We start from the raw sequence: 17,535 nt of genomic DNA, 5'->3' as shown, positions 1-17,535 counted from the left end.
GGAAACGCTAACAGCCTCGATATGGCGACGTTCCGCGGGCGTTACCAGCCGTGTGTACGCCGCGTTACTGAATAGGGAGCGGATCGGTTCAGCTTCGGCATGGTAATCACAGCACCGTAGACAACGCGGTCAGCCCGCAGGAGAGCACACATGAAAAGCACTACGACAACCGTTCTGGTCGCGGCTGGCGCCTTGCTGGTCGGCGGCGTCGCCACCGCGGCCTTCATGAACAATCGCGACAAACCGGTGGACGTCGCCAGCAGCGACGTGCGCCCGGCCCTGGACAACACGCGCGGCGACAGCGCGATGGACAACAGCGTCGGCGGCAAGCTCGAGTATGCCGACGTGGTGCGGGTCGATCCGATCACCCAGAAGCAGCAGCGCTACGCCGAGGTGATCGGCACCGAGCCGCTGCGCGAGACCTCCACCACGACCACGCCGCGCCAGGTGTGCAACGACGTGGTGGTGCAGGAGCGCCTGCCCGAGCGCGACGGCAACGTCGGCGGTACCGTGGTCGGCGCGGTGGTCGGCGGTCTGCTCGGCAACCAGATCGGCCACGGCAACGGCCGCAAGGCCGCGACCGCCGCCGGCGCGGTGGCCGGCGGCTTCATCGGCAACCGCATCGACCAGAACCACGTCGGCGGCCGCGTGGTCGACCGCACCGAGCGCCAGTGCCACACCGAGAACAGCACCGCGCAGTCCTCGACCATCACCGGCTACAACGTGACCTACCGCAATGACGACGGCACCACCGGCACCATGCGCATGGACAGCAAGCCGGGCAATCGCATCGCCATGGGCACGCAGGACGTGGTCAAGGGCTACGACGTGACCTACCGCTACGACGGCCAGGAAAAGACCGTGCGCATGGACGACCGCCCGAACAGCGACCGCCTGCCGGTACTGGACGGCCGCCTGGTCACCCAGACCGCCTCGGCCGGCGACGTCGCCGTCAGCCAGCGCTGAGTCGCGGTTTCGTTGCACATCCCGAAGGCCGGCGCTTGCGCCGGCCTTCGCCTGTGCGGCGGCGGCAGGTGCGGGGCCGATACAATGCGGCTTTCGCCATGGACGCCGCCATGCCCTTGCCTTGCGATGATCTGTTCAACGTAGCCGCGCTTCTCAGCGAGGAGGAGCGCGCGATCCAGCAGGCGGTGGCGCGCTTCGTCGATGCGAAGGTGCTGCCGGTGATCGGCGAGGCCTTCGACCAAGCGCGCTTCCCGCGCGAGCTGGTGCCGGATCTGGCAGCGCTGGGGTTGCTCGGCGCCAGCCTGCCGGCGGGGCAGGGCGGCGGCGGCCTCAACGCGGTCTGCTACGGCCTGATCTGCCAGGAACTGGAGCGCGGCGACAGCGGCCTGCGCAGCTTCGTCAGCGTGCAGTCCTCGCTGTGCATGTACCCGATCCACGCCTACGGCAGCGACGCGCAACGCCAGCGTTGGCTGCCGGCGATGGCCGCCGGCACTGCGATCGGCTGCTTCGGCCTGACCGAGTCCCAGGGCGGCTCCGACCCGGCGGCAATGCAGACCCGCGCCGTGCGCGACGGCGACGGCTGGCGCCTGAGCGGCAGCAAGATGTGGATCACCAACGGCGGCATCGCCGACGTGGCGATCGTGTGGGCGCAGACCGACGACGGCATCCAGGGCTTCCTGGTCGAGGCCGGCACGCCGGGGTTCGGCACCCAGGACATCGCGCACAAGATGAGCCTGCGCGCCTCGGTGACCTCGGCGCTGTTCTTCGACGACGTGCGCCTGCCCGACAGCCAGCGCCTGCCCGGCGTGCGCGGGCTGAAGGGGCCGCTGGGCTGTCTGACCCAGGCCCGCTACGGCATCAGTTGGGGCGCGATCGGCGCGGCCATCGCCTGCCTGCGCGAGGCGCTGGCCTATGCTGGCGAACGCATGCTGTTCGGACGGCCGCTGGCGGCGACGCAGAGCGCGCAGATCAAGCTGGCCGACATGGCGCGGCGTATCGCCGCCGCGCAGTTGCTCGCGCTGCAACTGGGCCGGCTCAAGGACGCCGGCACGCTGCAGCCGGCGCAGGTGTCGCTGGCCAAGTGGAACAACGTGCGCATGGCCCTGGACATCGCCCGCGAGTGCCGCGACCTGCTCGGCGGCGCCGGCATCACCACCGACTACGGCGCGATCCGGCACGCCCTGAACCTGGAATCGGTGATCACCTACGAAGGCACCGAGACCGTGCACCAACTGGTGGTCGGCCGCGAACTGACCGGCATCAACGCGTTTTGAATCCCTGGCCCGCGTGCGGCTGCGGGCCCGTTTTGCAGGAGACCCGACGATGAGCGTGTTCGACGTACGTGTGGAGACCGAGCGCCTGTTGCTGCGCCCGCCCACTGCCGAGGATTTCGCCGCGCTCTGCGCCTTTTCCGCCGATGCGCAGACCATGCACCACCTCGGCGGCGTGCAGGTGCCGTCGGTGGTCTGGCGCAGCCTGACCTCGCTGGTCGGCAGCTGGCAGTTGCAGGGATTTGCGATGTTCTCGGTGATCGAGAAGCGCAGCGGGCAGTGGATCGGCCGGGTCGGCCCCTGGCAGCCGCACGGCTGGCCGGGCACGGAGGTCGGCTGGGGCATCGCGCATCCGCACTGGGGCCAGGGTTATGCGCCGGAGGCGGCCGCGGCGTCGATCGACTGGGCGTTCGCGCAGTTGGGCTGGAGCGAGGTGATCCACGTCATCGCCCCGGACAACGCCAACTCCAAGGCGGTGGCGAGCAAGCTCGGCTCGCGGTATCTGCGTCCCGGGCAATTGCCGGAGCCGCTGCCGCAGGAACCGATCGAGGTCTGGGGCCAGTCGCGTGCGCAATGGCAGGCGCGGCGCTGAGCCCCAACGACAGCAGACGTCCATACAGGAGCAGCGCATGGCATCCGAACGTTTTCCCCTGACCGTGTACGGCATGGCGCTGTCCGGCAACTGCTACAAGGTGCGGCTGCTGCTGGATCAGCTCGGCTGCGGCTACCGCTGGATCGAGATCGACAGCGCCAACGGCCAGACCCGCACTCCCGCCTTCCTGGCCAAGAATCCCAACGGCAAGGTGCCGCTGCTCGAGCGCGAGGACGGCCGCGTGTTGGCCGAATCCAACGCCATCCTGTGCTGGCTGGCCGAGGGCACCGGCTATCTGCCCGCCGATCCCTGGCAGCGGGCGCAGGCGCTGAGCTGGCTGTTCTTCGAGCAGTACAGTCACGAGCCCTACGTGGCGGTGGCACGCTTCGTCTGCGGCTGGACGCCGCCCGACTCGCCGCGGCGCGCCGAACTCCCACGCCTGCGCGAGGGCGCGATGCGGGCGCTGGCGGTGATGGAGCAGCATCTGCAGGCGCAGGCCTGGTTCACCGGCCCGGCCTATGGCATCGCCGATATCGCATTGTTCGCCTACACCCATTGCGCTGGCGATGCCGGCATCGCACTGACGCAGTATCCGGCGCTGTGCGACTGGCTGCAGCGGGTGCGCGCGACGCCGGGTTTCGTGGCGCTGCCGCCGCTGCCGGAGGACGTGCAGGCACGTTTGGCGCAGACCGGGACGTCAACGGCGTTCACCTGACTGCCGCGCGGCGGCGGCTAGCCTGAAGATCCATTCAGTCTGGAGCAACGCCATGAGCCAGTACCGCATCGCCGTCTTCGTCGGCAGCCTGCGCAAGGAATCGTTCAACCGGCGCCTGGCGCACGCGCTGGAGCGACTTGCCGACGACCGTGCGCGCTTCGAGTACGTCGAGATCGGCGACCTGCCGCTGTACAACCAGGACCACGACCACGACTATCCGGCGCAGGGCCGGCGCCTGAAGACGCAGGTCAGCGGCGCCGACGCGGTGCTGTTCGTCACCCCGGAGTACAACCGCTCCATCCCCGGCGTGCTCAAGAACGCCATCGACCTGGGCTCGCGTCCGTACGGCGAGAGCGCCTTCGCCGGCAAGCCGGCCGCCGTGTGCGGCACCTCGCCCGGGGCGATCGGCACCGCCCTGGCGCAACAGCACTTGCGCAACGTGCTGGCCTACCTGGACATGCCGGTGTTGGGGCAGCCGGAGATCTTTCTGCAGTTCAAGGAGGGGCTGATCGCCGAGGACGGCGCGATCGACGACGAGCGCACCCGCAAGTTCCTCGCTGGTTTCGTGGACAAGTTCATTGCCTGGATCGACGAACTGCAGGCCTGAAGCGCCATCCCGGCGCGTATCGTGGTGCGCGGATGGGGCGGGACGGGCCTTGTGCGACGCGGTCTCGGTGAGGTTCTCAACCGCTTGCCCCCAGACTTGTCCCCAGCCTCTGGCGAGGCGGGACGCACGTGCCGCCGCTGAGGCGGGCGCCCTGTGTTAAGCCTCGCCCTAGCCCCCGCCGGGCGCGGCGACTAAAATCGGTGCCCGGGCCGCGGTGAGGCCGCGCCCGGCGCCCGCGCCCCACAGAGAAGACCCAGCCTATGTCCGCCCGTCCCGGCTACCGCGGCGATCGCAAGAGCGAGCGCAGCGAACGCAGCGAGCCGCGTCTCGACCAGTTGCGCGTGCCGCCGCACTCGATCGAGGCCGAACAGGCCGTGCTCGGCGGCCTGATGCTGGCGCCGGATGCCTACGATCGCGTCAACGATCAGTTGACCGAGAACGATTTCTACCGGCGCGATCACCAGTTGATCTACCGCGCGATCCGCGAGCTGGCCGAGAAGGGGCGCCCGTTCGACGCGGTGACCCTGGGCGAGTGGTTCGAATCGCAGGGCAAGCTGGAGATGGTCGGCGACGGCGCTTACCTGATCGAACTGGCCAGCACCACGCCGTCGGCTGCCAACATCGTCGCCTACGCGGAAATCGTCCGCGACAAGGCGGTGCTGCGGCAGCTGATCGAGGTCGGCACCACTATCGTCAACGACGGATTCCAGCCGGAAGGGCGCGAGAGCTCGGAGCTGCTGGCGTCGGCGGAAAAGGCCGTATTCCAGATCGCCGAGGCCGGCGCGCGCGGGCGCAGCGACTTCGTGGCGATGCCGGGCGCGTTGAAGGACGCATTCGAGGAACTGCGCAACCGCTTCGAGAACGGCGGCAACATCACCGGCCTGCCGACCGGCTACAACGACTTCGACGCAATGACCGCCGGCCTGCAGCCGACCGACCTGATCATCCTCGCCGCGCGTCCGGCGATGGGCAAGACCACCTTCGCGCTGAACATCGCCGAGTACGCGGCGATCAAGTCGAAGAAGGCGGTGGCGGTGTTCTCGATGGAAATGTCGGCCTCGCAGCTGGCGATGCGCCTGATCTCCTCCAACGGCCGCATCAACGCGCAACGCCTGCGCACCGGCCAGCTCGAGGACGAGGACTGGGCGCGCGTCACCGGCGCGATCAAGATGCTCAAGGAGACCAAGATCTTCATCGACGACACGCCGGGCGTGTCGCCGGAAGTGCTGCGCTCCAAGGCGCGCCGGCTCAAGCGCGAGCACGACCTCGGCCTGATCGTGATCGACTACCTGCAGCTGATGTCGGTACCCGGCAACAGCGAGAACCGCGCCACCGAGATCTCGGAGATCTCGCGCTCGCTCAAGGGCTTGGCCAAGGAACTCGGCGTGCCGGTGATCGCGCTGTCGCAGCTCAACCGCTCGCTGGAAACCCGCACCGACAAGCGCCCGGTGATGGCGGACCTGCGCGAATCCGGCGCGATCGAGCAGGACGCGGACATGATCGTGTTCATCTACCGCGACGACTACTACAACAAGGAAAATTCGCCGGACAAGGGCCTGGCCGAAATCATCATCGGCAAGCACCGCGGCGGCCCGACCGGGTCGTGCAAGCTCAAGTTCTTCGGCGAATACACCCGCTTCGACAATCTCGCCCACGACTCGGTGGGCGCGTTCGAGTAAGCCGCCGCCCGCACCTGCGGGCAGCGGTCGCGACGCGCGGCGCCCGCACGCAAGGCTGCGGACGCCGGCGTGCGTGCGGAGGCAGCGAGGATCAGTAGGGAATGTCGATCTGGGCGTTGCTAGTGGTGTCGTAGGTGTTGGCGCCGTACTCGGCATGATGGGTGCAGACCACGGTGATCTTGCGGTATGCGCCGTAGACGAAGTTCGACGTGAAGTGCACGTCGACCAGGGCGCCGTTGCCTTCCTCGTCGTAATCGGTGGTGTAGCCGTTGCCGTACGGGTCGTAGGCGTTGCAGCGCACGTTGATGTAGTTGGCGTCGACGCGGTCGTTGTTGGCGTTGGCGAAGCGCGAGTAGGCGCGGATCTTCAGACGCTTGCCACCGGCCGGACGGTTGTCGGACTCGTAGCCCTGGTTCTGGATCACGCCCTGCAGCGTGTAGACCGGCGTGCTGCCGCCGCCACCGCCACCGCCACACGATGGTTCGGTGTCGCCTTGCGAGACTTCGTTCTGCTGCAGCCCGGGTTCGGGCTCGCACGCCATCGCCAGCGGGGCGGCGAGGCTCAGCGCGAGGGTGAGGGCGGCTTTTGCGATGCGCTTGTCCATGGGTCTTGCTCTCCTGAGGGTGTTGCGGATGTCGGCGATGGGCATGACCGGGCTGCGCCGTTGGCTGCCCGCAGCGCGTCGCGGCCCTGGCGATGCAGGTCCGGGCGCGGGCGGTTCGGGCCGCACGCAGCCGCGCTCGCCGGCCGTGGTGGCCGTGAGGTCGCAGAAGCGATGGCGGATGTTCCCCGTGCGCGCGAGACGGCCGTGGCCGTGTCGTGCGCGGTGCAGCGAAAGCATGGAGGACGTCCTTCCCCGGAACGTCGTCCAACAGCAGCGGTCGCGGCGCCGCTTCGACATGACGGCGCCCGCCTCGGCGTTATAGCAGGGCGGATGAGACGCACGCGCGCGGCGCGTGGCGATGTCTACGAAATCCGGTCAGCGCGGCCCGCATCGGGCCAGGCACGGCAGCGTGCAGACGCATGCCGTTGCGTTGCCGCATGCTCACCTGGCCGCTGCACCCGATCCGTATCATGGCGCGTCCTTCGCTGCGTCCCCTCGCATGAGCTACGCCATCGTCTGGTTCCGGCGCGACCTGCGCCTGCACGATCAACCCGCCCTGCAGGCCGCGCTGGATGCCGGGCACACGCCGGTGCCGGTTTACCTGCACAGCCCGGAGGACGAGGGCGCATGGGCCGCGGGCGCGGCCTCGCGCAGTTGGCTGCAGCGCTCGCTGGCGGCGCTGGATGCGCAACTGCGCGCGCGCGGTTCGCGCCTGATCCTGCGCCAGGGCCCGGCCGAGGCTGCCTTGCGCCAGGTGATCGCCGACTGCAGCGCGGAGGCGGTGTACTGGAACCGCCGCTACGAGCCGGCCACGCAGCCGCGCGATGCGCGGCTCAAGCGCGAACTGCGCGAACAGGGGCTGGAGGTACACAGCCATAACAGCGCGCTGCTGTTCGAGCCCTGGCAACTGGCGACGCAGCAGGGCGGCCCGTACAAGGTATTCACGCCGTTCTGGCGCAGCGCGCTGAGCCACTGGCAGGTGCCGGCGTTGCAGGCCGCGCCGAAGACGCTGCCGCCGCCGCCCGCGACGCTGGACAGCCTGCCGCTGGAGCGGCTCGGTCTGGCGCCGACGCTGGACTGGGACCGCGGTTTCTGGGAGGTCTGGCAGCCGGGCGAGGCGGGCGCGCACGAGGCGCTGGACGTGTTCGTCGACGGCGCGCTGCGCGACTATCTCGACGGCCGCGACCGCCCGGATCAGATCGGCACCTCGCGGCTGTCGCCGCATCTGCATTTCGGCGAGATCGCCCCGTGGCGCATCGTCGCCACTCTGGAGCGCCATCGCCGTGCCGCCACCGCCGCGGCCATCGACGGCTACATCCGCCAGCTCGGCTGGCGCGACTTCGCCCATCAACTGCTGCACCATTTCCCGGACACGCCCGAGCGCAACCTCAATCCGCGTTTCGAGCGCTTCCGCTGGGCCACGCCCGATCCCGCGCAGTTGCATGCCTGGCAGCGCGGCCGCACCGGTGTGCCGATCGTCGATGCCGGCCTGCGCGAGCTGTGGCACACCGGCTGGATGCACAACCGCGTGCGCATGATCGTCGCCAGCTACCTGTGCAAGCATCTGCGCGTGCACTGGTCCGAAGGCGCGCGCTGGTTCTGGGACACCCTGGTCGATGCCGACCTGGCCAACAACACGCTGGGCTGGCAGTGGGTGGCCGGGACCGGCGCCGACGCCGCGCCGTATTTCCGCGTGTTCAATCCGGTGACCCAGGCGCAGAAGTTCGATCCGAAGGGCGAGTACATCGCGCGCTGGGTGCCGGAACTGGCGGCGCTGCCGTTGGCCGATCGCTTCGCGCCCTGGCAGGTGCCGCAGCGGCTGGCGCAGGCTGCGCCGCAGTATCCGCGTCAGCCGATCGTGGACCTGGCCGCCGGCCGCGACGCGGCGCTGGCCGCGTACCGCGAGACCGCCGCCGGTTGAACATCGCGCCGTGTTGCGCGGCGCAGCACGGCCGCAGGCGCGATTGACGCCCTTCGCGGGGCCATGATTCACTCCGGGCTCGGACAGGAGCCCGCATGGCCACCAGCTCAGCTCGCCGCAAGCCGCAGCGCGAACCGATGTCGCGCGTGGACACCGCCTGGTTGCGGATGGACCGGCCGACCAATCCGATGATGATCACCGGCGTGCTGATGTTCGACGAGCCGCTGACCCTGCCTGCGCTCAAGCAACTGGTGCGCAAGCGCTTCCTGGCCTTTCCGCGGTTCCTGCAGAAGCCGGTGGAGACCGCCACCGGCGCGTACTGGCAGCGCGACGACGATTTCGATCTGGACTGGCACGTACGCCTGTCGGCCTTGCCCGGGCGCGGGCAGAAGAAGGCGCTGGAGCGCTTCGCCGGGCAGATGGCGTCCACGCCCTTGGACAAGACCAAGCCGCTGTGGCAGTTCCACCTGATCGAACGCTATGAAGGCGGCTCGGCGCTGGTGGCGCGCATCCACCACAGCTATGCCGACGGCATCGCCCTGGTGCAGGTGCTGCTGTCGCTGACCGATACCCAGCGTACTCCTGAGCCGTCGGCGCAGCTCGAGCGCGCCTGGCTCAAGGACGACGGCAAGGAGGTCGTGCGCCGGGTCGGTGCGGTGGACCGCTACCTCAAGCTCGGCGGGCGCATGCTCGACAAGGGCCGGGCGATGGCGCAGGACCCGAACCTGCCGCAGATGCTGGCACGCGAAGGCGGGCTGATCGGTCGCGAACTGGTCAATGCCTTGCTGCTGGCCGACGATCCGCCGACGCTGCTGCGCGGCCGCCTCGGCGTCAGCAAGCGCGTGGCCTGGGCCGAACCGCTGGACCTGGACGAGGTCAAGGCGGTCGGCCGCGCCTGCGACTGCACGGTCAACGATGTGCTGATGGCGACCATGGCTGGCGCCTTGCGCGACTACATGCTCGAACGCGGCGAACGCCTGGACGGGGTGACCCTGCGCGCCACGGTGCCGGTCAACCTGCGCCCGCTGGAGCACGCGCGCAAGCTCGGCAACCACTTCGGCCTGGTGTTCCTGGACCTGCCGGTGGGCGAGGCCAATCCGGTGCGCCGGCTGCAGTGCGTGGCCGAGTCGATGCAGCAGCTCAAGCAGTCGCGGCAGGCGATGGTGGTGTTCGGCCTGCTCGCGGCGGTGGGCATGGCGCCGGCGGCGCTGCAGTCGGCGGCGCTGGACCTGTTCAGCCGCAAGGCCACCACCGTGGCGACCAACGTGCCGGGGCCGCAGCAGCCGCTGTACCTGGCCGGCAGCCGCGTGCGCGAGATGATGTTCTGGGTGCCGCAGACCGGGTCGATCGGCGTCGGCGTGTCGATCATGAGCTACAACCATCGCGTGCACTTCGGCCTGATCGGCGATGCGCGGCTGATCCCGGATCCGGACGCGGTGATGCGGCGGGTCGGCGCCGAATTCGAGAAGCTGCTGTACCTGGCGTTGATGAGCGATTGGGAGCAGCCGCTGCGCGCCGCGGACGCCGAGACCCTGTTGCCGTCTTCCTGAACCAGGTGCATTGGACGCGTGGTCGCGTTCATCCGCGCCTCGCGTGGCGCTGTTTATGCTGCCGCCACGTCCATCCAGGTTCGGGAGAGAACACGATGAAAACGACCGCCCTCCGCGGCATATCCGTTGCCCTGGCCAGTGCGCTGGTGCTGTCCGCCTGCGCCACCGGCGGCTCCTACGTGCAGCGCGACCAGTACGGCAATCCCACCGAGCAGCAGAACCGCACCGGCCGCGGCGCGCTGATCGGCACCGCAGTCGGCGTGGCCGCCGGTCTGCTCAGCGGCAGCAGCGCCACCGAGCGCCGCCAGCACGCGATGATCGGCGCCGGCATCGGCGCGCTCAGCGGCGCGGCGATCGGCAACTACCAGGATCGCCAGGAGCGCGCGCTGCGCGAGCGCACCGCCAATACCGGCATCGACGTACGCCGCGACGGCGACAACATCACCCTCAACCTGCCCGACGGCATCACCTTCGACTTCAACCAGTCCACGCTCAAGCCGCAGTTCTATTCGGCGCTCAACGGCGTGGCCCAGACCCTGGGCGAGTACAACCAGACCATGATCGAAGTGGTCGGCCACACCGACAGCATCGGCAGCGATGCGGTCAACCAGCGCCTGTCCGAACAGCGCGCGTCGTCGGTGGCCGCGTACCTGACCGCACAGGGCGTGCAGCCCGAGCGCATCCAGACCCTGGGCGCCGGCAAGAAGTATCCGATCGCCGACAACAGCACCGAAGCCGGCCGCGCGCAGAACCGCCGGGTGGAGATCCGCGTGGTGCCGCTGCGCTCCTCCGCCGGCTGAGCGATCCGCCGACCGCAACGACGAACGGGCCGCACTGCGGCCCGTTCGCGTTTCCGTGCTGCCGATGCGCAGCGCCGTGTGCCGCGCGGCTCAGACCAGCGCGGCGTCCTCTTCGTCCTCGGCTTCGGTTTCCGATGCCGCAGGCGCTGGTGCAGGTGCGGCGGCGACGCGCGGCAGGGTGGCCAGCGACTGCGTGTTCATCGCCACGCCGCTGCACAGGGTGAACTCGGCGCCGTCCTCCGCCTGCTGCGTGGCCAGCTTGGCCGGGCACTGCGCCATCATGTAGCTGACGTCGAAGTTGAGCTTGTCGACCAGGAAGTCGACGAAGGCGCGCACCTTCGGCGAGAGCATGCGCCCGCCCGGGAACACCGCGTTGAAGTCCAGGTCCGGCCCGACCCAGCCGCCGAGCACGCGCCGCGCCTTGCCGGCCTCGATCAGCGGCTTGATCGTCGCATCGCTGGCCAGCACCAGGCCTTCGCCGCAGACCAGGCCGCCGATCAGCGCTGCCGAATCGTTGGCCAGCAGGATCGGCTGGACCAGGAACTCGCCGCTCTGCTTGCCGTTACGCAGCGGCCAGCACAGCCGGTTGCCGCCGCCGCGGCCGTTGCTCAGCGCCAGCGTGCGGTGGTGCTGCAGGTCGTCCGGATGCAGCGGTTCGCCGTGGCGTTCGATGTAATAGGGACTGGCGAAGACCTGGGTGCGGAAGGTGGCGAGCTTGCGCGCGACCATGGTCGAATCCGGCAGCGTGCCCATGTGCAGGGCCACGTCCACGCCTTCGGCGATCGGGTCGACCTTGTCGCTGGTCATGATCATTTCCAGGCGCACTTCCGGATGCTGGCGGTGGAATTCGCCCAGGATCGGCGCTACCCACGAGATGCCCGCCGAATAGGGCACGCTGAAGCGCAGCCAGCCGCGCGGGCCGGCCTGCAACTGGCCCACCGCGCTCTCGGCTTCCTCCAGTTCGCGGGCGATGCGCTGGCAGTGCTCGTGGTAGACCGCGCCGGCCTCGGTCAGCCCGAGTCGGCGCGTGGTCCGGTGCAGCAGGCGCGCGCCCAGCCGCGCCTCCAGGTCCTGCACCTTGCGGCTGACGGTGGTCTTGGGCAGGCCGAGGGCATTGGCCGCGGCGATGAAGCTGCCTTGCTCGACCACCTTGACGAAGATCAGGGTGTCGTTCAGATCGTGGCTCATGGCGGTTCCTTGAGGTGGAGACGATTGGACCGATAGCGGGACGATTATTCCCCTTAATTCGGACTAATCAAGTGCGGCTTTGGCGCCTAATTTGTCCGCATTCGCCATTACCGACGGTCTTTGCCCATGTCGATGCGCACCCTGTTCCAGTTTTTCGCCTGCCCCGATCGCCAGCCGCGGCGCCGTTCCGCGTCCGTGGCGACGGCGCAATCCCTTTACCCGAAAGCGTTTCGCGAGTTCACGCCGCCGCCGCGGCGGCAGGGCGGCAGCAGCCTGCGCCTGGGCGCGTCCGGCACCGATCGGCTGGGACGCATCGCGATTGTCCCGTCCGCGGGAGGAAAAGTCCCGTGAGCGGGACGTTGGCCCCCGAGGTCCTGGTCCTCGGCGGCAGCGGCACGGTCGGGCAGGGGGTGGTGCAGGCGCTGCTGGAGGCGGGCAGCCCGGTGCTGGCGGTGGCGCGCGACCGTGCCCGCCTGGCCGCGCTGCGCGAACGCCATCGCGACGAACCCGCCCTGGACGTGCTGTCCGGCTCGGTCGCCACTGACGCAGCTGCCGCGGCCCTGGTCGCCGAGGTCGCGCAGCGGCCGCGGCCGCTGGCCGGGGTGGTCGCCGCGCTCGGCAGCCCGCTGCGGCCGGGGCGCCTGCTGGAGCGGCCGCTGAGCGCGCTGCGCAAGCGCCTGGATGCCGACCTGCTGCCGCACCTGGCTGCCGCCCGGCATCTGCTGCCGCTGCTGGCGCAGCACGAGCGCGGCGCCCGCTACGTGCTGCTGGGCAGTCCCTGCGCGCTGCGCGCCTGGTCCGGGCATGGCGACAGTTCGGTGGCGGCGGTGGCGATCCGCATGCTCGCCCAGGTGCTGCACGAGGAAGCCAAGCCGCTGGGCGTGCACGTGCATCTGCTGTCGCTGTCCGAACCGGTGTGCCGGAGCGACGCCGCCATCGACGACTGCCCGGAGTGGTTCACCACCCTCGGCGTCGGCCGCGCCGTGGTCCACCTGCTCGCCGAACCGCAGCGGCCGGACCGTGCGCTGGTCGAGATCGACCGTCGCCACTTCGCCCAGCCGCGCAGCGCCTTGCTCACCCCCTTGCCGTTTTCCTTCTCCACCCACGAGGTCTCTCCATGAATCCGATTCCGATGCCGTCGCGCCTGCTACCGGGCGCCTTGCGCCCGCTGGCGGTGGCGCTGCTGGCCGCCACGCTGGCCGCCTGCGGCGGCAAGGCCAACGAACAGGGTGCGCCGCCGCCGCCGAGCGTGGGCGTGGCGCCCGCGCTGCAGAAGCAGATCAGCCAGTGGGACGAGTTCAGCGGCCGCGTCGAGGCGGTGGAACACGTCGACCTGCGTCCGCGCGTCTCCGGCTACATCGACAAGGTCAATTACGTCGAAGGGCAGGAGGTGAAGAAGGGCGATGTGCTGTTCACCATCGACGCGCGCAGCTACCGCGCCGAACTGGCGCGCGCCGAGGCCGACCTGGCCCGCGCACGCACCCAGGCCAAACTCAGCGCCAGCGAGGCCGCGCGCGCCAAGACCCTGTCCGAGCAGCAGGCCATCTCCACCGAGAACTGGGAACAGAAGCGCGCCGCCGCCGAGCAGGCGCAGGCCGACGTGTTGGCCGCGCAGGCGGCAGTGGACAGCGCACGTTTGAACCTGGAATGGACCCAGGTGCGCGCGCCGATCGACGGCCGCGCCGGCCGCGCGATGGTCACCGCCGGCAACCTGGTCACCGCCGGCGACAGCGCCAGCGTGCTGACCACGCTGGTGTCGCTGGACAAGGTGCACGTGTACTTCGATGCCGACGAAGGCACCTTCCTGCGCTATGCGCAGATGGCGCGCGACGGCCAGCGCCCGAGCGAACGCGATGGCAGCCTGCCGGTGCAGGTCGGCCTGGTCGGCGAGGACGGCTATCCGCATGCCGGCAAGGTCGATTTCCTCGACAACCAACTGGTGCGCAGCACCGGCACCATCCACGTGCGCGCGCTGCTGGACAACGCCGACCGTCGCTTCACGCCCGGCCTGTTCGCGCGGGTGCGGCTGCTCGGCAGCGGCCGCTTCGACGCGGTGCTGATCGACGACCGCGCGGTGCTCACCGACCAGGACCGCAAGTACGTCTACGTGGTCGACAAGGACGGCAAGGCGCAGCGGCGCGACGTGCAGCTCGGCCGCAGCGCCGAGGGCCTGCGCATCGTGCGCAGCGGCCTGTCCGCCGGCGACAAGGTCATCGTCGATGGCGTGCAGAAGGTGTTCATGCCCGGCATGCCGGTGCAGGCCAAGCCGATCGCGCTGCAGACCACGTCCCCGGCCGCACCGCGACAGGCCGTCGCCCTCGACTGAGTCGCGGGCGCCGACGCAGTAGCGGCCGGCCACCGCCGGCCGTGCCCACCGGGCCAGTGATGGCCCGGTGTCGCCGCCGGCATGCCTGCGTCCGCGCCCGGCCCCCCGTTTCAACCGTTTCCAGGACCACCACCCATGGACTTTTCCAGATTCTTCATCGACCGGCCGATCTTCGCCGCCGTGCTGTCGATCGTCATCTTCGCCGCGGGCCTGATCGCCATCCCGCTGCTGCCCATCGGCGAATACCCGGACGTGGTGCCGCCTTCGGTGGTGGTGCGCACGGTGTATCCGGGCGCCAACCCCAAGGTCATCGCCGAGACCGTCGCCACGCCGCTGGAGGAAGCGATCAACGGCGTCGAGAACATGATGTACATCAAGTCGGTCGCCGGCTCCGACGGCGTGCTGCAGATGACCGTGACCTTCCGCCCGGGCACCGACCCGGACGATGCCGCGGTCAAGGTGCAGAACCGCGTCGCGCAGGCACAGGCGCGCCTGCCCGAGGACGTGCGCCGGCAGGGCGTGACCACGCAGAAGCAGTCGCCGACCTTCCTGATGGTGGTGCACCTGACCTCGCCCAAGGGCAAGTACGACAGCCTGTACCTGCGCAACTACGCGCGTCTGCACGTCAAGGACGCGCTGGCGCGGATCCAGGGCGTGGGCGATGCGCAGGTGTTCGGCGGCGGCGACTACGCGATGCGTGCCTGGCTGGACCCGGAACGGGTGGCCGCACGCGGCCTCACCGCCAGCGACGTGGTCGCGGCGATGCGCGAGCAGAACGTGCAGGTGTCCGCCGGCCAGCTCGGCGCCGAGCCGATGCCGCAGAGCAAGTTCCTGACCCTGATCAACGCGCAGGGCCGCCTGCGCACCGAACAGGAGTTCGGCGACATCGTGCTCAAGGTCGGTGCCGACGGCCAGACCGTGCGCCTGTCCGACGTCGCCCGTCTGCAACTGGGCGCCGGCGACTACACCCTGCGTGCGCAGCTGGACGGCAAGAACGCGGTCGGCATCGGCATCTTCCAGGCGCCGGGCGCCAATGCGCTGCAGATCCGCGACCAGGTCATCGCCAAGATGGACGAGCTGACCAAGCAGTTCCCCGACGACGTGAAGTACGAGGCGGTGTACGACACCACCATCTTCGTGCGCGATTCGATCAGCGCGGTGGTGCACACCCTGCTGGAGGCGGTGCTGCTGGTGGTGCTGGTGGTGATCCTGTTCCTGCAGACCTGGCGCGCCTCGATCATTCCGCTGATCGCGGTGCCCGTGTCGGTGGTCGGCACCTTCGCCGCGCTGTACCTGCTGGGCTTCTCGATCAACACGCTGACCCTGTTCGGGCTGGTGCTGGCGATCGGCATCGTGGTCGACGATGCGATCGTGGTGGTGGAGAACGTGGAGCGCAACATCGAGGAGGGGCTGAGCCCGCTGGCGGCCGCCCACCAGGCCATGCGCGAGGTGTCCGGCCCGATCATCGCCATCGCGCTGGTGCTGTGCGCGGTGTTCGTGCCGATGGCGTTCCTGTCCGGGGTGACCGGGCAGTTCTACAAGCAGTTCGCGGTGACCATCGCCATCTCCACGGTGATCTCGGCGATCAACTCGCTGACCCTGTCGCCGGCGCTGGCCGCGCGCCTGCTGCGAAGCCACGACGCGCCCAAGGACCGCCTGTCGCGCGGCATGGAGCGGCTGTTCGGCAACTGGCTGTTCCGCCCGTTCAACCGCTTCTTCCATCGCAGCTCCGACCGCTACCAGGGCGCGGTGTCGCGCATCCTCGGCCGCCGCGGCGCGGTGTTCGCGGTGTACGTGGTGCTGCTGCTGGTCACCGGGCTGATGTTCAAGGCGGTGCCGGGCGGCTTCATCCCGACCCAGGACAAGATGTACCTGATCGCCGGTGTGAAGTTGCCGGAAGGCGCCTCGATCGAGCGCACCGACGCGATGCTGCGCAAGGTCGCCACCATCGCCATGCAGACTGACGGCGTGGCCCACGCGATCTCGTTTCCGGGCCTCAACGCGCTGCAGTTCACCAATACGCCCAATACCGGCGTGGTGTTCCTGCCGCTGAAGCCGTTCGCCGAGCGCCACCGCAGTGCGCTGGAAATCAATGCCGAGATCAACCAGCGCATTTCGCAGCTGGGCGAGGGCATGTCGTTCGCCTTCATGCCGCCGCCGATCCTCGGCCTGGGCAACGGCAACGGCTACCAGCTGTTCATCGAGGACCGCGCCAACCTGGGCTACGGCGCGCTGCAGAACGCGGTCAGCACGATGCAGGGTGCGGTGGCGCAGACCCCGGGCATGAGCTTCCCGATCGGCACGTATCAGGCCAACGTGCCGCAGCTCGACGCCGAGGTCGACCGGGTCAAGGCCAAGGCCCAGGGCGTGGCCCTGACCGATCTGTTCGATACCTTGCAGACCTACCTGGGCTCGACCTACGTCAACGACTTCAACCAGTTCGGCCGCACCTGGCAGGTGATCGCCCAGGCCGATGCGCCGTTCCGCGAGAGCGTGGAGGACATCGCCCGTTTGCGCACCCGCAATGCCAACGGCGAAATGGTGCCGATCGGCTCGATGGTCACCATCAAGCAGACCTACGGCCCCGACCCGGTGCTGCGCTACAACGGCTATCCGGCCGCCGACCTGGCCGGCGAAGCCGATGCGCGTGCGCTGTCCTCGGCCGAGGCGATGGCCAAGATCACCCAGATCGCCAAGCAGGTGCTGCCCAACGGCATGGAGATCGAGTGGACCGACCTGAGCTACCAGCAGGCGACCCAGGGCAATGCGGCGCTGGTGGTGTTCCCGCTGGCGGTGCTGCTGGCGTTCCTGGTGCTGGCTGCGCTGTACGAGAGCTGGACGCTGCCGCTTGCGGTGATCCTGATCGTGCCGATGACCCTGCTGTCGGCGTTGTTCGGGGTGTGGCTGAGCGGCGGCGACAACAACGTGTTCGTGCAGGTGGGCCTGGTGGTGCTGATGGGCCTGGCGTGCAAGAACGCGATCCTGATCGTCGAGTTCGCCCGCGAACTGGAGTTGCAGGGCAAGGGCATCGTCGAATCGGCGCTGCAGGCCTGCCGCCTGCGCCTGCGCCCGATCGTGATGACGTCCATCGCCTTCATCGCCGGCACGGTGCCGCTGGTGTTCTCGCATGGCGCCGGCGCGGAAGTGCGCTCTGCCACCGGCATCACCGTGTTCGCCGGCATGCTGGGCGTGACCCTGTTCGGTCTGTTCCTTACCCCCGTGTTCTACGTCGCCCTGCGCAAGCTGGCCGGGCGGCCGCTGGTCTCGCATGCGCCGGCCCACGCCGACGCGCCGGCGCACGGCTGATTCCTTTTCC

General features: G+C 69.4%; 15 protein-coding genes. 13 read left to right on the top strand and 2 right to left on the bottom strand.

Annotated features, from left to right (window positions below):
* Positions 1 to 150 precede the first annotated feature (150 nt).
* The 6 genes from AC1PLR_RS12195 to AC1PLR_RS12170 all read left to right on the top strand — a co-directional run bounded on the left by AC1PLR_RS12195 (position 151) and on the right by AC1PLR_RS12170 (position 5,830).
* Positions 151 to 966 (top strand): glycine zipper 2TM domain-containing protein, encoded by an 816-nt coding sequence (locus AC1PLR_RS12195; protein ID WP_209031238.1) that lies wholly within the window; start codon positions 151 to 153, stop codon positions 964 to 966.
* Between the two features lie 98 nt (positions 967 to 1,064).
* Positions 1,065 to 2,240 carry an acyl-CoA dehydrogenase family protein gene (locus AC1PLR_RS12190; protein WP_481101155.1) on the top strand — a complete coding sequence of 392 codons (1,176 nt, stop codon included), beginning with the start codon at positions 1,065 to 1,067 and terminating at the stop codon, positions 2,238 to 2,240.
* A gap of 49 nt (positions 2,241 to 2,289) precedes the next feature.
* Positions 2,290 to 2,829: a GNAT family N-acetyltransferase gene (locus AC1PLR_RS12185; protein ID WP_481101154.1), complete on the top strand. Its 540-nt coding sequence runs from the start codon at positions 2,290 to 2,292 to the stop codon at positions 2,827 to 2,829.
* 37 nt (positions 2,830 to 2,866) lie between these two features.
* The gene (locus AC1PLR_RS12180) at positions 2,867 to 3,544 is read left to right on the top strand and encodes a glutathione S-transferase family protein (RefSeq protein WP_010344423.1); all 678 of its coding nucleotides are present in this window, start codon (positions 2,867 to 2,869) and stop codon (positions 3,542 to 3,544) included.
* 52 nt (positions 3,545 to 3,596) lie between these two features.
* Positions 3,597 to 4,151, top strand: coding sequence for an NADPH-dependent FMN reductase (locus AC1PLR_RS12175; RefSeq protein ID WP_481101153.1), 555 nt, complete (start codon positions 3,597 to 3,599; stop codon positions 4,149 to 4,151).
* A gap of 260 nt (positions 4,152 to 4,411) precedes the next feature.
* Positions 4,412 to 5,830 (top strand): replicative DNA helicase, encoded by a 1,419-nt coding sequence (locus tag AC1PLR_RS12170; RefSeq protein WP_017909018.1) that lies wholly within the window; start codon positions 4,412 to 4,414, stop codon positions 5,828 to 5,830.
* 91 nt (positions 5,831 to 5,921) lie between these two features.
* Here the strand turns inward: AC1PLR_RS12170 and AC1PLR_RS12165 are convergent, their stop codons facing one another.
* Complete coding sequence (locus tag AC1PLR_RS12165) at positions 5,922 to 6,434, bottom strand: hypothetical protein (RefSeq protein WP_481101152.1); 513 nt, start codon at positions 6,432 to 6,434, stop codon at positions 5,922 to 5,924.
* 499 nt (positions 6,435 to 6,933) lie between these two features.
* Between AC1PLR_RS12165 and AC1PLR_RS12160 the strand changes: the two genes are divergently transcribed.
* From AC1PLR_RS12160 to AC1PLR_RS12150, 3 genes are all read left to right on the top strand, one after another.
* Complete coding sequence (locus tag AC1PLR_RS12160; protein ID WP_481101151.1) at positions 6,934 to 8,355, top strand: cryptochrome/photolyase family protein; 1,422 nt, start codon at positions 6,934 to 6,936, stop codon at positions 8,353 to 8,355.
* Between the two features lie 95 nt (positions 8,356 to 8,450).
* Complete coding sequence (locus AC1PLR_RS12155) at positions 8,451 to 9,905, top strand: WS/DGAT/MGAT family O-acyltransferase (RefSeq protein WP_481101150.1); 1,455 nt, start codon at positions 8,451 to 8,453, stop codon at positions 9,903 to 9,905.
* 95 nt (positions 9,906 to 10,000) lie between these two features.
* On the top strand, positions 10,001 to 10,705 hold the full coding sequence (locus AC1PLR_RS12150; RefSeq protein ID WP_010344429.1) for a YiaD family glycine zipper/OmpA-like lipoprotein: 705 nt from the start codon (positions 10,001 to 10,003) through the stop codon (positions 10,703 to 10,705).
* A gap of 90 nt (positions 10,706 to 10,795) precedes the next feature.
* Here the strand turns inward: AC1PLR_RS12150 and AC1PLR_RS12145 are convergent, their stop codons facing one another.
* Positions 10,796 to 11,893 (bottom strand): LysR family transcriptional regulator, encoded by a 1,098-nt coding sequence (locus AC1PLR_RS12145; RefSeq protein WP_481101149.1) that lies wholly within the window; start codon positions 11,891 to 11,893, stop codon positions 10,796 to 10,798.
* A 126-nt stretch (positions 11,894 to 12,019) separates the two neighbouring features.
* Between AC1PLR_RS12145 and AC1PLR_RS12140 the strand changes: the two genes are divergently transcribed.
* The 4 genes from AC1PLR_RS12140 to AC1PLR_RS12125 all read left to right on the top strand — a co-directional run bounded on the left by AC1PLR_RS12140 (position 12,020) and on the right by AC1PLR_RS12125 (position 17,525).
* On the top strand, positions 12,020 to 12,244 hold the full coding sequence (locus tag AC1PLR_RS12140) for a hypothetical protein (RefSeq protein WP_420009633.1): 225 nt from the start codon (positions 12,020 to 12,022) through the stop codon (positions 12,242 to 12,244).
* Complete coding sequence (locus tag AC1PLR_RS12135; RefSeq protein WP_481101148.1) at positions 12,241 to 13,014, top strand: SDR family NAD(P)-dependent oxidoreductase; 774 nt, start codon at positions 12,241 to 12,243, stop codon at positions 13,012 to 13,014. The genes AC1PLR_RS12140 and AC1PLR_RS12135 overlap by 4 nt, the downstream gene beginning before the upstream one ends.
* An 11-nt stretch (positions 13,015 to 13,025) precedes the next feature.
* Entirely contained in the window at positions 13,026 to 14,219 is a 1,194-nt protein-coding gene (locus AC1PLR_RS12130) for an efflux RND transporter periplasmic adaptor subunit (RefSeq protein WP_481103587.1), read from the top strand.
* Positions 14,220 to 14,354: 135 nt separating this feature from the next.
* Positions 14,355 to 17,525 (top strand): efflux RND transporter permease subunit, encoded by a 3,171-nt coding sequence (locus AC1PLR_RS12125; protein ID WP_481101147.1) that lies wholly within the window; start codon positions 14,355 to 14,357, stop codon positions 17,523 to 17,525.
* The last annotated feature ends 10 nt before the right edge of the window (positions 17,526 to 17,535 follow it).

The organism is Xanthomonas sp. NCPPB 3570 (assembly GCF_056725115.1).
The sequence above is the reverse complement of the archived record's forward strand: the minus strand, read 5'-3'. Positions and strand labels throughout refer to the sequence as shown.

Coding starts and splice junctions, on each gene's coding strand:
- AC1PLR_RS12160 (WP_481101151.1), top strand. CDS start 6,934: ATGAGCTACGCCATCGTCTGGTTCCGGCGCGACCTGCGCCTGCACGAT.
- AC1PLR_RS12130 (WP_481103587.1), top strand. CDS start 13,026: ATGCCGTCGCGCCTGCTACCGGGCGCCTTGCGCCCGCTGGCGGTGGCG.
- AC1PLR_RS12180 (WP_010344423.1), top strand. CDS start 2,867: ATGGCATCCGAACGTTTTCCCCTGACCGTGTACGGCATGGCGCTGTCC.
- AC1PLR_RS12140 (WP_420009633.1), top strand. CDS start 12,020: ATGTCGATGCGCACCCTGTTCCAGTTTTTCGCCTGCCCCGATCGCCAG.
- AC1PLR_RS12165 (WP_481101152.1), bottom strand. CDS start 6,434: ATGGACAAGCGCATCGCAAAAGCCGCCCTCACCCTCGCGCTGAGCCTC.
- AC1PLR_RS12170 (WP_017909018.1), top strand. CDS start 4,412: ATGTCCGCCCGTCCCGGCTACCGCGGCGATCGCAAGAGCGAGCGCAGC.
- AC1PLR_RS12195 (WP_209031238.1), top strand. CDS start 151: ATGAAAAGCACTACGACAACCGTTCTGGTCGCGGCTGGCGCCTTGCTG.
- AC1PLR_RS12185 (WP_481101154.1), top strand. CDS start 2,290: ATGAGCGTGTTCGACGTACGTGTGGAGACCGAGCGCCTGTTGCTGCGC.
- AC1PLR_RS12150 (WP_010344429.1), top strand. CDS start 10,001: ATGAAAACGACCGCCCTCCGCGGCATATCCGTTGCCCTGGCCAGTGCG.
- AC1PLR_RS12145 (WP_481101149.1), bottom strand. CDS start 11,893: ATGAGCCACGATCTGAACGACACCCTGATCTTCGTCAAGGTGGTCGAG.
- AC1PLR_RS12125 (WP_481101147.1), top strand. CDS start 14,355: ATGGACTTTTCCAGATTCTTCATCGACCGGCCGATCTTCGCCGCCGTG.
- AC1PLR_RS12175 (WP_481101153.1), top strand. CDS start 3,597: ATGAGCCAGTACCGCATCGCCGTCTTCGTCGGCAGCCTGCGCAAGGAA.
- AC1PLR_RS12155 (WP_481101150.1), top strand. CDS start 8,451: ATGGCCACCAGCTCAGCTCGCCGCAAGCCGCAGCGCGAACCGATGTCG.
- AC1PLR_RS12190 (WP_481101155.1), top strand. CDS start 1,065: ATGGACGCCGCCATGCCCTTGCCTTGCGATGATCTGTTCAACGTAGCC.